This is a genomic window from Marseilla massiliensis, assembly GCF_016899955.1.
GTDB lineage: Bacteria > Bacteroidota > Bacteroidia > Bacteroidales > Bacteroidaceae > Prevotella > Prevotella intestinigallinarum.
On sequence record NZ_JACJJL010000003.1, the window covers coordinates 1 to 22,168 of the forward strand.

Sequence of the window (22,168 nt, forward strand, 5' to 3'; positions counted from 1 at the left end):
CTCTTGGCAAGAGACGGTCATTGGTGTGCCTTTTGCCTGAGTCAGGCCATTATCGTTGCATCACATTGCTAATGCAACAGATTGTATATTAGGGATATATGCTGCAAAATTGGCTATGCTGAAGGCATTTTGCGTAGCTCAATCCGGCATGGGCCTTTACCGGAATAGTTAAACAGAATAGTATAAATGTTTTGTAATTAAGTAATTTTTCGGATAATTATTTAGGTAAAACGACAAATTTAATTTATCTTTGCCGTCAATAACAGACATTGATATTAAAGCACATAGGAAGGTTTTTTTGATATAGCCGCATAGGAAAATAGCATTGTGAGCTCGTCTCTTGCCAAGAGGGAGTCATTTGTTTTGTTGTCGGTTGTGGCTTTGCACATAATGGTTTGGGGCTGTTTTGCCTCCTTTGACACGACGTTAAGTATAATAGAAATAGGAAAATTTAAATAAACTTTTATGAAAAAGAGAATGGCGCTTTTGGCTTTGTGGGCCGTCTGCGGCTTCACGGCATTGTCGGCGCAGAACCTGGCTTTGAAGTCCAACTTGCTATATTGGGCAACGACAACACCAAACATCGGTGCAGAGTTGTCTTTTGCAAGGAAGCATTCCGTGCAGGTCTTCTATGGGCTCAACCCGTGGAAGTCGTCTTCGGGCAAGAGTCTGCGCCACTGGTCTCTGCAGCCTGAGTACCGGTATTGGTTCTGCGAGAGCTTCAACGGGTGGTTCGTAGGTGCCCACTTGATGGGCGGTGAGTTCAACGCGTCGAATGTCGACATGCCTTTCGGCCTGTTCGACGGACTGAAGGAGCATAGGTATGAGGGCTGGTATGCCGGTGGCGGGGTGACGGTGGGCTACCAGTGGATGCTGTCGCGCCATTGGAACCTTGAAGCTTCCGTCGGCATAGGTTACGATTACATAAAGTACGACAAGTATGAATGCGGTTGGTGCGGCGAGAAGATAAAGTCGTCGCATTCCAATTACTTCGGCCCTACCAAGGCAGCGCTGAGCTTCTTATACATTTTCTAACGAATCGTTGTGCAAATAAAATACGGAAATGATGAGTATCAAACATAGTAGGCTATATATAATATGGTGTGTGTGCCTGGCGTGGCAGGCATCGGCGTCACTGGCACAGACGGCAGGGCCCAGGCTGGCCGGCGAAGGCATAGCCGTCGAAAACCTGAAGGTTGACAAGACAGACAGGCACCTCGTGGTGAGCCTCGACCTCAACCTCGACTCGCTCGACATGCCCGCCAACAGGCAGTTTGTGTTCACCCCGCTCGTAGAGGCAAAGGAAAACAACCGCACAATGCCGCAAATCGTAGTCAACGGGCGCAAGGCCGACATAACCTTCAGGCGCGGGGGGAGCAAGCGCTTTGCAGCCGATGTCACGGCCGTGCGCCGAAAGAACAACACCGAGCAGACCGTAAGCTACTCGGCTGTGGTTCCCTACGAAGAGTGGATGCGCAACTGCAATGTGCTCATAGCCCAAGACTTGTGCGGCTGCGGCGACACGCTCGACCGCGACGTGGTTGAGCTCAGGCGCCTGCGCTCGCCGTTCATGCCTTATGTCAGGCCGAAGGCCGAAGGCATAAAGGCCCGCGTCGACAGCGGCAAGGCATTCATCGACTTCCCTGTAGACAAGATAACGCTATATCCCGACTATCGAAACAACCCGTCGGAACTCGACAAGATAATACGCTCAATCAATGTTGTGAAGAACGACCGAAACACTTCAATCACGAGAGTCGAGATACACGGCTATGCCTCGCCGGAGTCGCCGTATGAGCACAACGCCTGGCTGGCCGACAACCGTGCCAAGACCCTGACCGAATATGTGCGCCGGCTCGTCAACCTGCCCGACACGGTGTTCAGGGTTAGCTCCACTCCCGAAGACTGGGCCGGCTTGCGCGATTATGTGGCCAAGTGCAGCTTGCCCAACCGCGACAAGATACTGGAAACAATAGACAACACCGGCCTCGACCCCGACGCCCGCGAATGGAAGATTAAGCTGACGTGGCCTGACGACTATCGGGTTTTGTTGCATGAGTGCTACCCGGCATTGCGGCATTCTGACTACAAGGTCGACTATGTGGTACGCCCGTTCACTGTCGACGAGGCACGGGAGATACTAAAGACCAACCCGAAGCTGCTCTCGCTCGAAGAGATGTTTCTCGTGGCACAGACCTATGAGCCCGGCTCGGATGATTTCAACAATGTCATGGAGACGGCCGTGCGCATGTTCCCCGCCGACACAACGGCCAACCTCAACGCCGCCTGCGCCAGGGTGGAGCTGGGCGACTTCGACGGGGCTGAAACCTACCTCGCCAAAGTGGGCGACACACCGCAAGCCATGCACCTGCGCGGCGTGATGGCCATGATGCGCGGCGACCATGCCGAGGCGCTCAGGCTCCTTGACGCCGCCATCGACGGAGGCGACAGCACAGCCCAACGCAACAAAGACATATTGCTCATGTAGGCTGAGCGTTGCCGGCGGGCGCACTGCGCCGCCTGCTGATACGACTGCAACATCAAATGAATATACAAATTATTTAATTACTTAATTGTTTTTATTAATTATGAAGAATGTAAAATTGTTTTCCATGGCATTGGCAGCGCTGATGCTTGGAGCTTGTTCAAGCGATGAGGTCGCTACGGACAACAGTCAGAACGGACCCCAATGGACTGCTGACGGTAAAGGTTACATCAACCTGGCCATCAACCTGCCTACGCAGCCCAGCACACGTGCTTGGGACGAAGGTAGCAACCTTGACGACGGAACGCCGACAGAGTATGATGTAAAGGATGCAACGCTCATACTCTTTACCGGTGCTGCAGGGACCTCTGATGCCCAGCTGACCGTTAACAGTGCCTATTCGCTTGACCTGAACTTCTACAACGAGGGCGCAAGTGACCAAATCACGACCACAACCAAGATTACCCAGGAAATCAACAAGATAGCCGACGACCAGAAAGTAATCAAGGCTCTCGTGGTGCTTAACAACAATGGGGTGTTCGGTGTCAATGCCAGCAATCAGCTGACCATCAACAACAATCCTTACACCGGCACGCTTGACGGGTTGAACAGCGCCTTGAAAGATAAGGTGGGAGCGGTAAGCATCAGCACCACGGCGGGCGGTGGCGCCGGCCTTCTCATGACCAACGCCGTGATGACCGACAAGTTGGGCGGCACTGTTGCTCCCACGGGGGCTAAGGTGGTTGGCCCGCTGGTTGAGATAGACCCGTCTGACATCAAGAACTCCGAGGCTGAGGCAGAGGCCGAGCCGGCTGCAAGCATCTATGTGGAGCGCGCCGTGGCTAAAGTCACCGTTACCGCCAAGGACGGCAACCTGACAGCCGGACAATACCCGCACAACAAGTTGGCATACAAAATATTGGGCTGGGCATTCGACAATACGAACACTACATCGAAGCTCGTCCGCACGGCCGAGGGCTTCAACGACTGGAGCGCATACGCTTCCGTGCATGTAAGCCCGAGCGATTACCGCATGGTTGGCGGCACTTACATTGCCCAAGACCTTGCCAGGGTTTACTGGGATAAGGATTACAATTACCTGAACGTGCCGTCTGACAACTCCGGATTGAAGACCGTTGGCGGCGCCCATGCCACCATTGACAATGTGCTCAGTGCCGACGGCGAGACAGCAGGCTATTGCTTTGAGAACACAACGAGCCTCTCGGATATGCTTGAGCGCAACCTTACCCGCGTAATCATCAAGGCACAGTTCAACAACGGCGACCCGTTCTACACCGTAGACGATGAGCGCGACACTATCTGGCTCGAGAACGATGTCAAGAAAGAAGTGGCCGCACGCTTGCTCAAGCAGGGCGACAACACTATCTACAACTGGCTGAAAGAGAACGTAAAGGATGGCTCAACGTTTGAAAGCACCGACCTCGTGATAGGCTTCAGCACCGAAAAGGCCGGCCAGCGCACGGTGGCTTCTGTTGCTATCAGCGAAGCAGGAAAGAACAAACTGAAGGATCCCGCGGCCGCTCTCCCCGCCAATGTGGTGAACATTGCCAACAACTTGATAGAGTTCTATTACTATGCCAACGGCATTTCTTACTATCCGGTTTACATCAAGCACTTCGGTGACAGCCAGACCCCGTGGACTGAAGACAACCCCACTTATGGCGGCGAGGATGCCAATTTCTTGGGCCGTTACGGCGTATTGCGCAACAACTGGTATCAGATTGATGTGACAGGCATACGCGGTCTTGGCAGTCCTAATGTCGATGAGGTGACCGGCGAGCCTGTTGACAAGGTCAACTACTACATCTCTGTTAGCATCAACGTCCTCTCGTGGGCCAAGCGTTCACAGAGTGTTGTGCTCTAATTCTGTAGACACACCATTGATTTACCGGGGCGGCAATGCCGCCGCCCCGGTTTTCTGAAAGGAGATTGGCGGGCCATTCCAAGTGTGGAGTGAACCGTATTTCCCGGCCGCAGGGGGAAAAGAATATGCTTGCGGGAGTCTGTTTGGACAATGAAAGCGCAAGGCTTGCCTATCCATGCCGGGCAGGGCGTTTCGCCGCCGCAGTGGCAACAGGCGCATGCTTGCGGTCTGTGTGCGGGCGACGTGGCATCGACAGCAAGGCCGGTTGGTCGTGGCAGCCTTTGATAAAGATGGAAATTTAATGTAACTATATATGACAATGCGATATCTAAAAACCAGACTGATGGCGTGGCTGTGGCTACCGTTGGCATCGGCAGCGGTCGTCTCATCCTGTGACATGATGCACGAGGACCGCGACGACTGCCCCATGGGGCTTTACCTGAGCTTCAGGTATGACTACAATCTGGAGCGCGCAGATATGTTTGGCGACCATGTCGGTGCCGTTGACGTTTATGTGTTTGACGACGAGGGCTACTACGTCACCACACTCTCTGATGCCAACCAGGGCCCTGTGAGGCCATTGGCAGAGCTGGGCTACACGCTCCATGCAAACCTGGAGCCAGGAAAGTACAAGTTTGTTGTGCTGGCAGGGCAGGATGACTACGCCACCCAGATGGCCGGCAACAGGGCGCGCTTTGTGCGGTCTGACCTGCATCAGGGCGATTCGATGTCTGTCTTGGATGTTCGTCTCGAGACGGCAGGCACCCGGCAGGGCGACGTCTTGCTCGTAGACAACCACGGGTTGCCACTCGATACGCTTTGGCATGGCATGGAATTGGAGCCGGTTGAGGTCTTTGCCGAGAAGCCCACATACCACACGATATCGCTTATGCGCGACACGAAGAAGATTAACGTTACGCTCCGCGAGCTTGACGACCCCTCGAAAATGGACGTAGCAAACTACGACATGACCATAACCGACCGCAACCGGCGCCTGATGTGGAACAACGCTGTTGACGAAACTCAGGCTGTGGCCTACACTCCCCACGCCGTATGGAACACCGACGACAGGGCCCCGGCGTTCGATCCTGACGGCAATCAGCTCGATGGCGTTGGCCACATCGCCCATGCCGACTTCATGACTTCGCGCATCATGTATCACGAAGACCCTGCCGACGACGGGGTGTTGAGCGTGACAAACAAGCTGACGGGCGTCGAGGTGATTCGCGTAAACCTGCCCGACCTGCTGTGCCGACTGCGTACCAGCGAGGACGTTTACCGCTATTCGCCGCAAGAGTTCCTCGATCGTGGATATGACTATCAGCTCGATTTCTACCTAAAAGGCGACCGTCTGGCCTATGTCAACATCTCGATCAGTGTGCTCGGATGGAGCCAGCGGGTGCAGTTCGAAGACTTGTGACGTGCTCCAGCCACGTGTCGTAGTGTCGGCCGTGACTTTGTCTGCCAGGCCATCACATGTGCCACCGGTGCCGACTATAGGCCGTTGGCATTGCGGCATGGTATTGCCGCTTGCCGTGGATAAGTCATTACGGTGTGCTTTAGTTCAGCGGCCAACGTGAAACCAGCATGTGGCCGCCACATGTTAAACCAAAAAGGAATATGACAGCAATGATGAATAAAAGATACAAACAGGGCGGAGTGCTGTTGCTCGCGCTTGCCCTCGCCGGCTGCTCTGCAGATACCGCCAGCCTTTCCGAAGGCGATGGGGGAAGTCATGATGGCGCCATGAGCAAGTCGTATGTGACGCTGTCATTGTCAATGTCGTCCGGCAAAGGCGCCACCCGGGCTGCAGGTGAGCCACATGCCGGCGAGGTTGGCGACGGGCAGGAGGGAGGCAAGGATTACGAAAATGCCGTTAGCTCCGTCATAGCGTTCTTTTTCAAAGGCGACAAAGGAGCTAACAGCTCTGGCGACACAGACATATCAAAGGTCGTGACATTCGCCCCGAAGAATGGAACCGACGGTTCCGGGCAGACCGGCAACGGCCATGACATAGACAAGGTGTACAGCATGACACGGCAGGTGGAGCTCGGCTATGGCACGTATAATGTCATCGCTGTTGCCAACCTGGGCGCCGAAGGTTCGGCCGACGGCTGGTGGAACACTCCCGGCTTGAAGCTCGGACAGGTGCGCGACCGCATTATTGATGAGTGTTGGGATGAGTCTGAAAGCGGTTATTCGCGTTTCTTGATGAGTTCCGAGGGCGATGCCACCATTACACTCACCAAAGACAACTACAGCCCGGACAACGCAGCCAAGGTCGATGTGAGCGTGGAGCGCATGGCTGCACGTGTCGACTATTGTGCAAAGGCAAGCTATCAGTGTGATGACGAGGCGTATAAAGGGGCTACGGCATCAATACTTGGGGCAGCCCTGGTCAACAATCTCACAGCCGGAAGCTATCTGCTCAAGCGCGTGGCCGACGGTGTTTCGCAGGCTCCTACCGGCTCCGGCGTCACCTATCTTGGCGATGAGGCCGTAGATGGCGGAGGCTTGGCGTCTAACTATGTGCTCGACCCGTGGACATCGCTTAAGACCCCCGGCAATATCGGACAGCCCGTATTCACCATCCCCGATTACTCCGGCAGTGTCCCTGAAGGCGGCAGTGTTGCTGCAGAAAGGCTGTTTGGGGTTTACTACACGTCGTTTTCCGAAGACCCCGACGACTGGAACCGGTATGTAGGCAACAGGTCGGAGAGCGACAAAATGGACGATGGCGGTGTCGACGGGGCATGGTATAGGGCCGGATATACGCTCGAGAACACAACGCCCGGCGGCGATGTCCACAGTGAAAATAAGTATTACAACACAGGCATTGTGTTCAAGGCGCGCTTCACTCCGGCCGAAGGAAGCGTCAACAACAGCTTCAGCAATTTGTCTTACAAGGCCGGGCAGACATTCTTTGAGCTTGCCAACAGCCTCTTTGCAACAATGGAAGACATGGCCGACTGGTTTTACTCGGCCGCTGGCTTGAGGTTTTCAGATGTGTATGAAGAGTTGAACTGCAAGACGTGGGAGGAGGCTTCGGCGCTGGCGGAGTCCATTCCGGCCAACGATCCGTCCGGCTACGGGCCCTATCTTGCCGGCCAGGCCAATGGCGAGAGCGGCAAATTGACCGACAAAGTCAGGCAGTCGCTGTCGTGGATGGCCTATATGAAAGCCCAGTGCGGCTATTCGTATGCCCCGGGCAGCGGCGTCACGCTCGACAGCTGGCCCGATGGAGTGGGGCGTTTCAGTTCTACCCGCGAGGCCCTGACGCAATATGGGGTGCGCACTTACAAGGATGCCATCTGCTATTACACATGGTGGATAATGCACGCCAACGACATTCAGCAGGGCGATGAAGACAATGGCGTGGAGGGAGTGATGGAGCACGGGGTGGTGCGCAACAACATCTACAAGCTCAATGTGAGCAGCATCTACACCATAGGCGATGACGTTCCGGGCAACACCACGCTCCGTGTGCGTGCCACTGTCAATGCCTGGGTGTTGCTTGACGGCGAAGACATCGTGTTCGGCCGCAGTGAAACAGATGCCGCAGGGTGGGCGCAACAGCCTCCTGCCGGTGTCACCAATTGAAAAAGTCAATAAGAGATATGGTTATGAAAGGTTATTATAGACATTCGTTGTTCGGTGTTCTGTCTGCTGCCGTCATGTCGTTGGTGGCCTTAGCCTCATGTTCTGAAGAACAGGGTGGCCCCGTCAACGCAGCCGATGACTATGTAGAGCTGCGCATGAACGTAAGCACGCGGGCCGGCGGCGACGGCAGTGCAACCGGATATGCCGGCGGCGACAGAGAGAACATACATAGCCTTTGTGTCATGCTGGTCGATGCCGATGGTACTGTTGCCTGGAGGTTTTTGGATGACAATGTGTCTGAAGACGCTGCCCTTGTCGAGTTTCTTTCTGACCCAATAAACATACCACAGGGCACCTACAACGTATATGCCTTTGCCAATTTCGACTATTATGGCGACTTGTGGTCGCAGCTTGAGCGCCTTGATGTAGGCTCATCTTTCGATGCGGAAGCACTGTCGGGCACTACTATCGACGACCCGGCAGGGAATATTGACTTAGACAACGGGCGCTTCATACCCATGAGCGGCAAGAACATCAAATACCTTGTGACGGCTGCAACACGCATAATCCCCGTGTCGCTCGACCGTCTTGTAGCCAAAGTCCAGATAACCATAGGCGGTGGCAGCTACAAGAGCGTGCGCCGGCTAACGTTCAGCGGTTGGGCCAACCGTGTGGCGTTGTTCGGCGACGGGACGCCCGACGGCGTACAGCTCGATGGCGATACGACAATTGCAGTAAGCGCAGCCGGTGCTTCAGATGAAATAGTTGTCAGCCCATTCTACGTCAACGAAACACGGCAGGGCACTCCTTTCACCGTTGTTGTGGCCACAGAAGAGAGCACAGCCGGCACGCCGTCGTCTGTCTATACGGCGCAAACGGCGAGCAAAGAGTTGCTCCGCAATCACATTTACCCGCTCAACATATCTGTCAACGATTGGGCCATCGACATTTCGGCGCGCTGCTGGGTCAGCCCGATAGGCAGCTACCCCGTGCAGGTAAAGGCCGACTTTGAGCCCGACACGTATACCATAAGCATACCCGAAGGCTCTCAGTTTGAGTTTACTCTAAACGGCCTCGACAACGTTCCGGGCAGCAAATGCATTTGGAACATCGACCCCGTGACAACCACCGGCATCGTCTTTGAAGACGGCCACGCTTCGGACAATGTCGTCAAGGGCCATGTCACGGCATCGGCAGGCAATACCTACCGGCTTGGCGTGGTGGCGCGTTGGTCTGACGGAGGCAACAATTACGAGCGCAATTATACCGTAATCATTAATACCACCGACATATCTGATGCCGAGTTCATGTCAGGAGTAGGCTCATACGCCACACGCTATGGGCTGAGGCGATTGCCGGCAGAGGTCGTTAACGTTAGAAGAAATGTGCAATGAAGGAAAATGGAGGATGTCAGGCATGAGAAATAAAACCATGATACGTAAGTTTTGGGTTGCTCTGGCAGTGCTTTGCATGTCGCAGGTTGCCCGGGCTCAGGTAAGCGAAGATAGATATATCAATTTCACGGATATAAAGGATATGATACAATCGGCTGCCGCCCATGCCGCCGATGGCACTGACGTCGGCAGCGGCAGTGGCTATAACAACATATCAGCCATCTACGATAATAAAACAAACTGGTGGGTATCGTCGAAAAACGGCGACGTTTACATTGACCTGTCTTTTGTTGTCGAGTTGGAGTTTAGCGAGATAATGTTTTCTGAAGGCGGCGACAGTTTTGAACAGGTGAGCGCAATCGAGGTGCAGATACCCGACGGCCGTGGTGGTTGGGCCACCGCCGAGAGATTTTCATCGCTTGCTCACCGGGATGACGGATTGACCCTGGCTTTTTCAAAAGGAAGCGTTTCGACGTCGGCATTGCGTATTTATTTGAATACCGACAGCAATGACAAGCCAATTGCCATCGACGAGATTGAGTTTGTTGTTGAATCGGGTGTTAGCCCCACTATAAGGCACAAAGCCTCAAAGTGGTATGCCATAAAAGACTCATTCGGCCTAAGTTCCGGCGTGCTTGGCACATTCCGTGACGACCAGCCAATGTTCGAACCCGCCATGTCGTCGGCCGAGCCGATACAGGCTGCGCACACTTACATAGACACAATATACATGCACAAGGGCTCAACGACCAATTTGGTGTTGCCTACAAAAAAAAATAATAGTTCGAGCGTGCAGACTTATCAGCGATGGTACAGCTATCGCACAGACGGGACCTTCGAGACAAACCACCAAGACCGCGGTGGCACAAGTGTCTACGACTTGCTTACGCCAACTAATTCATCCGATGATGTCTATAGGTTTGACAATGGCTATGTAGGCAGGCCGTTGGGGTCGATTGTCAATTCCATGACTTTCTATTATCCGACCAACGACCAGTTTGAGGCGTGGTTCCCCAATTCAAACGTCGACAACAATTGGTTTGTCGTTGCGTGCGACGTTTCCGGCTACACCGACTTCATGCCTGAGTTTGTGTCGAACGGCTCTGCTGAGATGAGCATTGACGACTGCAGGAAGCGGTTTGAAGAAAATGGATATTACGAACCCACGCTTGCAGTTCGCGTAATATATTATATAGTAGGTGTTGACGAACGCCCCGAAAACGACTCTTACAGCTGGAATAACGGCCATGGGCGTTTGCTTGATGACAAATACAATTCAAACGTTGACGACAACAGTGCCGACAAGTACCTCGAGGAGTACGACATCACTTTCCCGAACAAGCATGTTTCCGACCACACCGACGAACTTGTGGCGCTCTCAAAAGACGCAGTGAACTACGCAATACCCGTAGACAGCACTTATGACGGCACTGACACAGGTGCCCTCGACATAGACATCGACAGCAGGCAAGGGGCGACTACCGGCTTGTTGGAATTGGTAAGCGCAACAATATCGGGCAACAACCGTGTGATAATGTTCAGGCGTAAGGGCGCAGGGGCAAAAAGTACATGGGAGGTGCCCGACGGAACCACTGCTACAATAAAGGTCACCAAGACGTTTAAAGGGGTGACATACAACATTGCCCGTTTCAACCTGACCTTCTCGGCCAGCTCCGTTCCGCTCACCCAGCACCAGGTGGCCGCCATCGGTGCCGGCGATTCGCTGGAATTCCGTTCGCCAGATTGGATGAACAACGCCAACAACCTGACCAAGCTGACCGAGCTTACCTTCGACGAAGGCTATGCCTCTCACGACCAGGTGGGGTATGGACAGGACGATTATTTCCATTTCCCCATGGCATGGGAGTATTGCAGCTATGCTTTCTTCGATGGCTCTCCGTTGGGCGATTACATCGGCCTTGGCAATTACAATGGTCCGAAGCGGTGGTACCCGGAGTTCGACCATTATTCAATTGTAAACGATTACATAGGCTATGGTGACGTGAATGATAAGTTTCCAAAGCCTCCCACAGGATTGGGCAAGGACGACGGCAAGTATTTTGTTTATGTCGATGCGTCCGACCGTCCGGGCATCCTGGCGCGTCTGCCCTTTGAAGAGAAGCTGTGCGCCGGCTCCGAGCTGTTTGTCACAGCCTGGATGAAAAGCGGCGGTCAGGTTGGCTCAGACGATGCAGCCATACTGTTTACCGTAATGGGCGTGAAGGAAGAGGCCGACGGAAGCAATTCGTATACACCGCTTTACAGGCACTCCAGCGGGCAGATACGCACCACGTACCACCTGACCTCTGGCGTTCCCGGCACCGGCGCAGGCACCAACGACTGGTACCAGATATACTTCTCGTTCCTTAACGACGACCCCAATGCCTCGCAGTTTGACTCATACATATTGCAGCTGGAGAACAACTGTGCGTCGACAACCGGCGGCGACTACTATTTCGACGAGATAAAAGTGTACATAGCCCAGCCCAACGCAAGGGTCAGCCAGAAGGAGTATACCTGCACCAACACGCGCACAAGGATGAACATTGAGCTCGACTGGGAGCGCCTGATGTCGCGCCTGGGCGGCGAAGGCACCGGCGACGAGGAGGGCATCAGCTTCTGCTTCATAGACGAGACTAAATACAACAATTATCTGGCTTCGGCAGGTTCAGGCGACGACCTGGCCGACAAGACCGCTGCCATAGACAGCTCGATAGTGCTAATAGGCGACGGGCAGGTGATAAACACAAGGCTGATGTCGATGTTTTTCAACACAACGTTCGAGAAAAACGACTCAATAGGCTACAGCAGCTTTGCCGGTCACGACAGCGACACTATACCCCAAGGCCAATATTTCTTTGCTTACCAGCACATGAAAGACGGCAAGCCTTATTTCTACAGGTCGGGTTCGGGCGGCGGCCATGGCAACCGCAACCTTACGGTAGACTTCTATTCGGTGTTGTCGCCCAACCGGCCATACCTCATGCTGATTGTGCCGGCCGACCCTAACCTCGGCGAACGCGAGCTGATGGAGTTCTTTGCGGCACAGATGGACGACGATTGCCGCATTGTGACACGATTCTATGTCACGTCGGAGGCCATGCTCAAGGTCAACGGCGAGGTGGTAGACCCCGACGAAGACTTCTGTGCCGGCCAGATATACAACTTCACTGTGCAGGTGCGTGTGCCTAATGCCGACGGCGAGAACGAGGGATACCTTGTAATAGACGACGGCGTTTACTTCGACTGGTTCTTCGGCACAGAAGAGGAGTTTGCCACCGACGACCCCGACTACGACACCAACCTCGACGTGGCCCTGACCAACTTCCGCAGCCTATACCCCGATGCCACCGTGATAGATGCGACCACCGGGCCCGCCGAGAAGGTGCTCGACGACGGCACGCTGGTAAGGTTTACGCAAGACGAATATGACCTCATAAGCAAGTATGCCAACGATAGGGGCCAGACGGGCGGAGTGAACAGCCGGCTGGTGCTACACCGCGAAGACCTTGACATAGCGTTGCTCAGCGGCGGGTTGCAGCTTGTGGTCAAGCCCATACAGACGGTGGTGCCGCCCGACAGCTCCATCAGCGACTCGCTGTGGTCGCTGGTATGCTGGGAATACATACCGCTGCTGCTAAAGGTGAGCAGCGACGCGCCGTCGCTGCACGCCGGGTTTGAAGAGGTGAAATATCCTGCCGACGACTTCAACCCTGCCCTGCGCATCGGGCTGGGGCAGATAAGGGAAGCCTCGGCAGAGGGCGGAAGGTCGTTGCGCGTGTCGCTGCGCAACCCGAAGATTGTGTCGGACGGGGCGACAGCACTGGGCGAGATAAGCGAGGAAGGCAACAACCGGATATACATGGTCGACTCTGACGACCCGCAGTACAAAGACTATTTCACGTCGGCTGATTTCGACCAGTTCAGCCTCCCCATAGGCACTATCGATAAACTGTGGGCTGCCGAGAACAATGCCGAAGGCGGATATATGGACATAAAGTTCGACCTGCAGGAGCAGCAAGGCGCCGGGGGCTTCAGCTTCAACCCGCGCGAAGGATACACTTACACCTTCGTGGCCTGGTTTGAAGAGAAGAACGAGGAGACCGGCGAGGTGTATACCACCTGCTACGGCTCATTCCCGGTAGACATGAAGGTGGTGCCCGAGAACTTGGTTTGGAATGGCGGGGCCAACGACAACTGGAACAACGACAGCAACTGGAGGCGGGCCGACAGCTCCGAGCTGCACAAGCCGGAGGGCAGCGGCTACATAACCAACGAGGCAAACCAGACCGGCAATGGCTTCGTGCCTATGCTGTTCAGCAATGTGGTGATGCCGCAGGGCAGCCGGGCACGGCTATACATGGCCGGCTATGCCGATGGGGGAGCCTGGACCGGCACCAGCTACAGCCCGCGGCCCGAGGGCATGGGCGACCCGACCAAGGACATACAGTATGACCTGATGGTTTACGACCCCGGCGCCGACGGGCAGGACGACAAGCTAACCACCGAGAGGTTCAGGGTCAATATTTGCCGCGACATTCACTTTGAGCCCGGCGCACAGCTGCTGCATGCCGAGCAACTGATATACAACCGTGCGTGGATGGACGTTGCGGTGCCGTCGAGGCAGTGGACCCTCATGGCCACGCCGTTGTGCGGCGTCGTTGCCGGCGACTGGTATGCCAATGCCGACGGGTCGCAGGCCGATGAGGAGTATTTCAAGGATATCACGTTTGACAACGGCAAGCACAGCCGCCTGGACCCTGCCGTCTACCAGCGCAGCTGGACCGACCAGGCAATCATTGTCGAGAACGACAGCTGCGGCAAAACGCCCGTGGCCTTCGGCCCGCTGTGGAGTTCGGTATACAACGACGCCCACGTGCCATACACTGCCGGCGGAGGGTTCTCGATGAAGACGTCGGGCAGCGGCCAGACGGTGTTCCGCATGCCCAAGGCAGACCTGTCTTACGACGTGAGCACAGGCACCATCGACCGCTCTGGCCAGGGACGCCTGTTTGTCAGCGGCCTGCTCGACCGCAGCAATCCCAAGGAGCTCAGGCCGGCCGCATCGGTAGAGGCCGTGCTGACGCCATCGGCCGACGGACGTTACATGATGGTGGGCAACCCATATATGTGCGGGCTCGACATAAGTAAGTTTATGGCGGCAAACGCCAACCTCGACGGCAACTACTGGATTGAGACCGAATACGGGCCCGTGGTGGGTTCGGCGCATGGCTACAACTGGCTCAGCACCGACGGCAACACGTCGATAGGGCCGTACGGGGCAATCTTCGTGAAGCTGAAAGGCGAGGGTGCCGCCACGTCGGTTTCGTTTGACAAAGACATGCAGATGCTTGAAGGTGCCGGCGGCCGGTCGGCCGCCCGTCTGGCGGCCCTTACCGTCACGGCCACTGCCGACGGCAGGCGCAGCGGGGCTGTGCTGGCCTACGACGGCAATGCCGCCGACGGTTTCTGCGACGGCGAGGATGCGCAGCTGATGGCCGACCTTGCCGGCAACGCCACAGGCGTGCCACTGGTTTACACCGTGGCCGGCACTACGGCGGCATCGGTCAACCGCGTCGTGGCGGCCCGCCGCATACCCCTGGGTGTGTTTGCCGGCGACGGCACAACCACCACGCTTACGTTTGCTGGTACCGGCGAGCTGCTCAACCCGCGGCTATACGACGCGGAGACATCAACCGAAACTCCGCTCACCGATGGCTATGAGATTACGCTGACAGGCCCGTCGCACGGTCGGTTCTTCATCGTCAGCGACGGCCCGGCGGCCTCGGCCATTGCCCGTCCGGGCGTTGAGGCGTCAGACCTGAGCGCATATTCGGTGGCGCCAGGCGAACTGATTGTGACAGCCTCAAGGCCGTTGGGCCTCGTCAGTGTCTATTCGGCGTCGGGGGCTTTGGTCAGGAGTGTCGACGCCGGCGGCAGCGACGTGTGCCGCATCACGGGCTTGGGCAGTGGCGTCGTTGTGGCCCGTGTCGGGCTTGGGGGCGCTGTCGAGACCCGGAAGGTGGCTGTGAGGTAGGCCGCCGCGGCCGCCCTGCGGCCACCCTACCGATGAGGTTCAGACCTAATCATTATAAGTAGGTGTTCAAAATTAATTGCCATCAAATTGTGCGCTATTTCGGATATGCATGCCAAAGTCCGAAGAGAGAGCGTAGCGGGCTACGCGACCGATGAGACTTTGGTATGCGGCCCGAAAGAGCACACAAGATGGTGGCAAAGATATAGAGGACACCTGCAAGGTCTATTGTATCGGTTAATTTTGAACAGCGACTTATCTACGTATATTATTATACATACATTTCAAATCGGATTTCTTTTTAAAGAAATGTGCGGGCCGTTCGCAGTGATGTGCGCGGCCCGCTTTTTGTTCACGCGGCTTTGCCCCCGATGGCGTGGCAGCAGGGCCTGCCAAGGCATGGCTCCGGCCGGGCTTGCAAGTGGCTGATGCCCAGGCAGTAGGCCATACGGCCCGTTCGGCGCTGCCGAACGACCCGTATGGCATTGCCGAACGTGCCGTTTTGCATCGCCAAACGGCACGTATTGTTTTGCCGGGCATGGCTTGCGGTGGCGGCAGGTGGCCGTGGCGGGGGTGGAATCAGCGGTGGGTGGAAATAAAAAAGTTATCCATCTTCACAGACAGATAACTCATAGGAAAATGATAAATATAGATTAAAATTACTAGTTGTCGATTGCAAAGGTACGCCTAATAATTTAAACCACCAAACAATACAGCAACTTTTTATTCATATATGCAATGATTTTAATCCATAAATTTGCACTTTATGCCTTTTTAAAACATAAGTAGTTCTTTATACACCCTTTGCACAGGCAGGCCCATCACATTGAAGAAACTGCCGCTTATCCCCGTCACCCCGATGTAGCCAATCCACTCTTGTATGCCGTAGGCCCCGGCCTTGTCGTAGGGTTGGTATTTGTCGATGTAGTAATCCGTCTCCTCGGCAGATAGTTCCTTGAACGTCACGTCGGTTGTGACGGCAAATTTGCGTTGCCTTTCGGCGCTCATCATGCAAACGCCGGTGACCACCTGGTGGGTCTTTCCGCTCAGCATGGACAGCATGTGGTGGGCTTCGGCGGCGTCGGCCGGTTTTCCGAGCACCTTGCCATCGCATATCACCACCGTGTCGGCAGTGATTATCAGGTCGTCTTTTCCCATTTGCGACTTGTTGGCCTGGGCTTTTTCCGCCGCGATGTACAGCGGTATGTCGTGGGCCGGCAGCCCTTCGGGATAGCATTCTTCAATGTCGGGTAGCACCCTTACCTCAAAGTCTATGCCCAGTTTGGCGAGCAGTTCCCGCCTGCGCGGCGAGTTGCTCGCCAGCACGATGTTGTATTTGTTCAGATTCTCAAGCATTGTCGGTTGTTTTTTATTTGCCATTTTATGTTGCTCACCAGCCGAAGGCCTTTTCCGTCTGGAGCCATTTGCCTTGTGCCCTCAGCACCTGCTCTATCACGTCGCGCGCGCATCCGCGCCCCCCGCACACGTTGCTCACATATATGCTTGCCTCCTTTATGTCTGTGCAGGCGTCGGCCGGGCACACAGGGCAGCCGCATTGTTTCATCACCTCATAGTCGGGTATGTCGTCGCCCATGTACATGACCTCGTCGTCGGCGAGCGAGTATTTTGCCGTAAACTCCCTGTATGTGGTTATCTTCACGGCACACTTCATGTAGATGTCGGCCACCCCCAGGTGCGAATACCGCTTTACCACGCTCTGCGTGTCGCCTCCGGTCATGATGGCTATGCGCAGCCCCATCTTCACGGCCAGCTGTATGGCGTAGCCGTCTTTTATGTTGGCCGTGCGCATGGGTTCGCCGCCCGGGTGCAGGGGTATGGTGTCTTGGCTCAGCACTCCGTCGACATCGAACACTATGGCTTTAATCTTTCCAAGGTCGTAATTAATCATTGCTTATTGCCTTTTGGTGAATGCTAATGCTCATGCGGTCGTAAATCTCCTTCACAAACGGGTTGCTGGCCAGCAAGCGGCTCTGGCTCCTTATCACGTTCTCGTCGTAGCGCATGGCCGGCCCGGTCTGTGCCTCGGCCGGCGACATGGCGTGCACCTTGCTCGCCGTCTCGTCGATGAGCGGTAGCATGATGTCGAACGGCAGCCCGTGCTTGGCCAGTATGTCGGCCGAGAGCGCGTAGCAGTGGTTTACAAAGTTGCAGGCGAATATCGCGGCCAGGTGGACATAGCGCCGCTCTTCAGACGACATGAGCCTCACGTTGCCGCTTATGCTTCCGGCCAGTTCGGTGGCCACGCCAACGGAATAGTCGTCGTTGCCCTCTACGAAGCATGGTATAGGGCGGAAGTCTACCTTGCGTTCCTTGCTGAATGTCTGCAGGGGGTAGAGCACCCCGTAGTGTAGGGCCATGCCCTTGAACACATCCATGGGTATGCTTCCGGCAGTATGCAAGAACACCTTTTGCTCGCGCCCCTTGCATATCTGCGGTATCAGGTCTGGCAGGGCCGAGTCTTTCACGGCCACTATGTATGCGTCGGCATCGGCCTTTATGTCGGCAATGCGGTTTGTAGGTGAGCCGCCGGCCATGGCGGCCACTCGGCTTGCCGACTCCATTGTGCGGCTGTAGACTTGCATTATGTCGTGCCCGGCCGAGAGCAGGGCGCCACCCAGATGGTGGGCCAGCCGGCCCGCACCAATCAAAACGACTTTCATGTATGTCAAAGTGTTATTTCCGGATTAATAAAATATGGTTGTCTCGTTGTACAGGCACGCCCTACGCACGCCTTGGCAGGTGTGTCAGCGGTAGCCGTTGATGTGCACGTTTTCCCACTTAAGCTTTGTTTCGTCCTGCAGTTTGCGTTCGGCTGCCTTGTGGCCCAGGGCAATGATGCACAGCACGCCGAGTTCTTCGGGCAATCCCAATATGCCCCTGACCACGAGTTCGGAAGGGGTTCCGTCGGCAAGGCTGCGCCCGCGCACCTGTATCCAGCATGAGCCCAGGCCAAGCTCTTCTGCCTGGTATTGCATTGATATGGCGGCGATAGAGCCGTCTTCAACCCAGCAGTCGTTCAGTGACGGCGTGCCGCATACGGCCACGGCCACGGGGGCGTCTTTCAGGAAGCTTGCCCCATGCTCCTTGCAGTCGGCCAGTTTCTCTATCGTTGCCTTGTCGTCGATGGCTATGAACTGCCATGCCCGCTGCCCTTTCGATGTGGGCGACATGAGGGCAGCCCTGAGTATGAGCTCGAGTTGGGTTGCGTCTATTTCGTCGGGTGCAAACTTGCGGTGGCTCCTGCGCGCCTGCACTAAGTCTTTGAAGTCTGTCATATCGTGATGTTGTCTTATGTATGTGCGGCCTGATTGATGTGGCGCCGGTTGGTGTTCCATGCCATTGCAGCCTCCGCGGCCGCCGGGGTGGGCCCGCGGCAGGTTCGGGCAGCCAACTGTCTGCCTGTTTGCCGTGGTGTCTGCGCTGTGGCCCCGGCGTGCTGCGGCAGGCGTCGCGCTGCGTGCTGCATTAGGGCCGGCCACGGTGTAATGTATTACAAAGGTAAGTGTTTTGGTTCAAAAAATATTACATAGAGTTGCGTTTTTAGAATATATTTATTATTTTTGCGGTATGATAAATCTGCGGACGACCATTTACAGCAGTTTGGAAGGTTTGCCTCGTATGGAGTGTCATAACTTCTTCCATAGCCTAACGCTCTTTCGTATTTGTGAAAGGACGCCGCGGATGAAGCCGTATCTTGCAGTGGTCACGGCCGAAGGGGGCCGGGTGGTTGCCCATCTGGTGGGCGTGGTGCGCCATCGGGCCGTTCCGTTGCCGCCGTTCCTTTATTCCCACTGCCTCGTGATGGGTGAGGGTGAATATGAGGAATGCGCCGTGGCCAAGGAAGACTTGTTTCTGCGCATGCTGCACGCTCTGACCAAGAAGCTCCAGAATAGGGTGGCTTACATAGAGTTCAGCCACCTGTCTTCAAAGATGTTCGGCTATGGTGTGTTTCGCCGGTGCGGCTACTTCCCGGTGCATTGGCTCAACATCCACAATTCGCTGCACAGCAGGAGGCCCGAAGAGCGCCTCTCGGAAAAAATGCGCAAGCGCATTGTGAAGGCCTGCGACAAGGGGGCCGAGGTAGTGGCTGTTGACGGTGAGGAAGGCCTTGTGGCTTTCTCGAGGTTGCTCCGCAAGCACAACAGGCTGAAGCCGAAGCGGTATATCCCCGACGCCAACTTTTTCAGGGAACTGATGAAGACAGACAACGGAAAGTTGTTCCTTACCAAATACAAGGGCAAGGTGATAGGATGTTGCGCCTGTGTCTTTTCGGGCAGCAATGCCTATCTGTGGTATTCGGCATCGTTGAGAAAGTCGTATCTTAGGTTGCATCCCAGCGTGCTGACCGTATGGCATGCCATAAAATACGCCCACACCCACGGCTATGCCCACATCTCGTTCATGGATGTAGGCTTGCCTTTCCAGAAAAACCCTTACCGGGAGTTTATCCTGCAGTTTGGCGGCAAGCCGGTAAGCACATACAGGTGGTTCCGCTTTTCCTTCAGGTGGCTAAATTCGCTCATGTCGTGGCTGCACCGCGACTAACGTCATGGCGCTGCCGGCCCACCGCGGCTGGGGCTGACGGCTTGTGCCGGCGCAGGGCTGGGCAGCACGCCGTCCAGCGCGCGGCCTCGTCATAGCAGCCCCTTTGTGCTGGGCAGTTCGTAGTGGTAGATGTCTCGCCTGACGGCCATCTTCAGGCTGCGAGCGAAAGCCTTGAATATTCCCTCTATCTTATGGTGCTCGTTGGTGCCCTCAGCCTTTATGTTGAGGTTCATCCTGGCGCTGTCGCTGAGGCTCTTGAAGAAATGCAGGAACATCTCGGTGGGCATGTCGCCTATTCGCTCGCGGCGGAATTCGGCATCCCATACCAGCCACGGCCTTCCGCCGAAATCGAGTGCGACCGAGCAAAGGCAGTCGTCCATGGGCAGCGTGAAGCCGTAGCGCTCTATGCCGCGCTTGTCGCCCAAGGCAGCAAGCAGGCATTCGCCAATCGCAATGCCCGTGTCTTCTATCGTGTGATGCTCGTCGACGTCGAGGTCGCCCTTTGTCCTGACGGTGAGGTCTATGCCGCCGTGCTTGGCAATTTGCTCGAGCATGTGGTCGAAGAAACCCAGTCCGGTGCTTATGTCACAGCGCCCGGAGCCGTCGAGGTTCATGCTTACGTGTATGTCGGTCTCCTTGGTGGCTCGTGAAACCTCGGCTCTGCGCTCGCCGGCATAAAGCATTTCGGCTATCTTGGCCCACGTCATGCCGTCTCGCCCTATGGTTATGGCTTTGCAGCCGATGTTTTCGGCAAACGCCCTGTCGGTGTCGCGGTCGCCGATGACGTAGCTCGACTGCATGTCGTAGCCGGGGTCGTTCATGTATTTTTCCACCAACCCGGTGTTTGGCTTGCGCGTCGGGGCATTGTCTTCTGGGAAATGCCGGTCGATGAGAATGTCGTCGAACACCACGCCTTCGCCCTCGAGGGTCTGCAACATGAAGTTGTGGACAGGCCAGAAGGTGCTTTCCGGGAAAGCGTCTGTGCCCAGGCCGTCTTGGTTGGTGACCATCACGAACTCGAAGTCGAGCTTCTCGCGTATGAAAGCCAGGTTTCTTATGGCTCCGTTTACAAACTTGAGTTTGTCGAAAGAGTCGATTTGCTCATCCGCCGGCTCTTCTATTATGGTGCCGTCGCGGTCGATGAATAATACCCGTTTCTTCATGGCAACATGCTTATTTGACTTTGGTTCATTCCCGATTCCTTGAATTTCCTGCGCTCTTCTTCCTGCTGTTCTATCGAGCCATACATATAGTATGATGTGAACAAGGCAGATATTCGGATGTAAATCTGTATGAACCCTGCGATGAAGAACACCACGGCAGATATGTAATTGATGTATCCCGGCATGCCGAGCGGGTCGCCGTAGTACACTCCGATGTTCGCTTGGTAGTTGGCTGTGGTCAGTATTGAGGCAGGCAAGGCCAGTACATACTCTGCCAGGCAGATGACAATGCAGCTCACAACCGACACTATGAGTATGAAGCCGAAGTGCTTGAGCCCCACCTTGTAGTCGGTTGCAATCAGCCGCCACAGGCGGGTGTCAGTGCGGATGATGTACTTCATGCTCACAAATGCCATCGGCAAGACAAGCATCATGATGGCAATGAGCTCTAAAGCTATCACTACGAGCGACTTGGTGCTTATGTCGCCGGCGCCCGACGGCATACCGAGCAGCATGCCTGTTGGTATGACTATGATGGCTAAAAGTACCACCACAATAAGTATATTGGCAACTGTTGCGATGAGTGTGCGCACAAATGTTGTGCGGTCTAAGGCTGGAAGTTTCCATTTCCCAACTTTCCTGATGCTGCCGAACTCATCTTTCAGTTGTGCAATCACGCACGAGTATGTTGCAATTTCAAATAGTCCGCCGATGATGATTAGGGCGAGTATCACAGCAGCAACAACGATGCCGTTGGCTGGCAAGGCAGAGTTGGTTGCCCTGGCTGCCATCGTTTGCGTTATCGTCTCAGGCAGATATGCAGTCAGGATGGTGCAAAGCGCACTGCACACGAGCGAATAGAGCAGGGCCGTAAGCCATGAAGAGCTCATCGTTTTCCTGAAATTCTTGGTGTAAAGCCCATAGCCTTCTTTGATGCAAGCGCTTGCGCTGCGGCTTTTCATCAAGATGCCTTTAGTCTGATTCTTCATATTTTTTGATATTATTCCCTTTCAGTTTTGCAAAGGTAGTGTTTTTTTCGTA

At 55.2% G+C, this 22,168-nt stretch carries 14 protein-coding genes; 8 read left to right on the top strand and 6 right to left on the bottom strand.

The annotated features are described in order from the left end of the window. Positions 1-465: 465 nt before the first annotated feature. The 7 genes from H6B30_RS02275 (at position 466) to H6B30_RS02305 (ending at position 15,401) form a co-directional block, all read left to right on the top strand. Entirely contained in the window at positions 466-1,035 is a 570-nt protein-coding gene (locus H6B30_RS02275; protein WP_205107501.1) for a DUF3575 domain-containing protein, read from the top strand. A gap of 28 nt (positions 1,036-1,063) precedes the next feature. Beyond that, positions 1,064-2,488, top strand: a complete 1,425-nt coding sequence (locus tag H6B30_RS02280) for a DUF3868 domain-containing protein (RefSeq protein ID WP_205107503.1) — start codon at positions 1,064-1,066, stop codon at positions 2,486-2,488. A 100-nt stretch (positions 2,489-2,588) separates the two neighbouring features. Further along, positions 2,589-4,370, top strand: coding sequence for an Mfa1 family fimbria major subunit (locus H6B30_RS02285; protein ID WP_205107505.1), 1,782 nt, complete (start codon positions 2,589-2,591; stop codon positions 4,368-4,370). Positions 4,371-4,689: 319 nt separating this feature from the next. Further along, entirely contained in the window at positions 4,690-5,790 is a 1,101-nt protein-coding gene (locus tag H6B30_RS02290) for a FimB/Mfa2 family fimbrial subunit (RefSeq protein WP_205107507.1), read from the top strand. A gap of 209 nt (positions 5,791-5,999) precedes the next feature. Next, on the top strand, positions 6,000-7,970 hold the full coding sequence (locus H6B30_RS02295) for an Mfa1 family fimbria major subunit (protein ID WP_205107509.1): 1,971 nt from the start codon (positions 6,000-6,002) through the stop codon (positions 7,968-7,970). Positions 7,971-7,993: 23 nt separating this feature from the next. Continuing rightward, on the top strand, positions 7,994-9,364 hold the full coding sequence (locus tag H6B30_RS02300; protein WP_205107511.1) for a FimB/Mfa2 family fimbrial subunit: 1,371 nt from the start codon (positions 7,994-7,996) through the stop codon (positions 9,362-9,364). 37 nt (positions 9,365-9,401) lie between these two features. Beyond that, entirely contained in the window at positions 9,402-15,401 is a 6,000-nt protein-coding gene (locus tag H6B30_RS02305) for a hypothetical protein (RefSeq protein ID WP_205107513.1), read from the top strand. A 771-nt stretch (positions 15,402-16,172) separates the two neighbouring features. On the opposite strand, the gene H6B30_RS02310 is transcribed toward H6B30_RS02305, so the two are convergent. The 4 genes from H6B30_RS02310 to H6B30_RS02325 all read right to left on the bottom strand — a co-directional run bounded on the left by H6B30_RS02310 (position 16,173) and on the right by H6B30_RS02325 (position 18,694). Then, positions 16,173-16,754 carry a Maf-like protein gene (locus H6B30_RS02310; protein WP_205107515.1) on the bottom strand — a complete coding sequence of 194 codons (582 nt, stop codon included), beginning with the start codon at positions 16,752-16,754 and terminating at the stop codon, positions 16,173-16,175. 34 nt (positions 16,755-16,788) lie between these two features. Next, a complete protein-coding gene (locus H6B30_RS02315; protein ID WP_205107517.1) occupies positions 16,789-17,307 on the bottom strand; it encodes a KdsC family phosphatase in 519 nt (172 codons plus the stop codon). Beyond that, positions 17,300-18,079 (bottom strand): Rossmann-like and DUF2520 domain-containing protein, encoded by a 780-nt coding sequence (locus tag H6B30_RS02320; protein WP_205107519.1) that lies wholly within the window; start codon positions 18,077-18,079, stop codon positions 17,300-17,302. Before H6B30_RS02320 ends, H6B30_RS02315 begins: the two co-directional genes overlap by 8 nt. 84 nt (positions 18,080-18,163) lie before the next feature. Next, a complete protein-coding gene (locus H6B30_RS02325; RefSeq protein ID WP_205107521.1) occupies positions 18,164-18,694 on the bottom strand; it encodes a nitroreductase family protein in 531 nt (176 codons plus the stop codon). Between the two features lie 406 nt (positions 18,695-19,100). Between H6B30_RS02325 and H6B30_RS02330 the strand changes: the two genes are divergently transcribed. Then, entirely contained in the window at positions 19,101-19,964 is an 864-nt protein-coding gene (locus H6B30_RS02330) for a GNAT family N-acetyltransferase (RefSeq protein ID WP_239483449.1), read from the top strand. A gap of 89 nt (positions 19,965-20,053) precedes the next feature. Here the strand turns inward: H6B30_RS02330 and hisB are convergent, their stop codons facing one another. Next, on the bottom strand, positions 20,054-21,127 hold the full coding sequence (gene hisB / locus H6B30_RS02335) for a bifunctional histidinol-phosphatase/imidazoleglycerol-phosphate dehydratase HisB (protein WP_205107525.1): 1,074 nt from the start codon (positions 21,125-21,127) through the stop codon (positions 20,054-20,056). Then, positions 21,124-22,116 carry a hypothetical protein gene (locus H6B30_RS02340; protein WP_205107527.1) on the bottom strand — a complete coding sequence of 331 codons (993 nt, stop codon included), beginning with the start codon at positions 22,114-22,116 and terminating at the stop codon, positions 21,124-21,126. Before H6B30_RS02340 ends, hisB begins: the two co-directional genes overlap by 4 nt. Positions 22,117-22,168 lie beyond the last annotated feature (52 nt).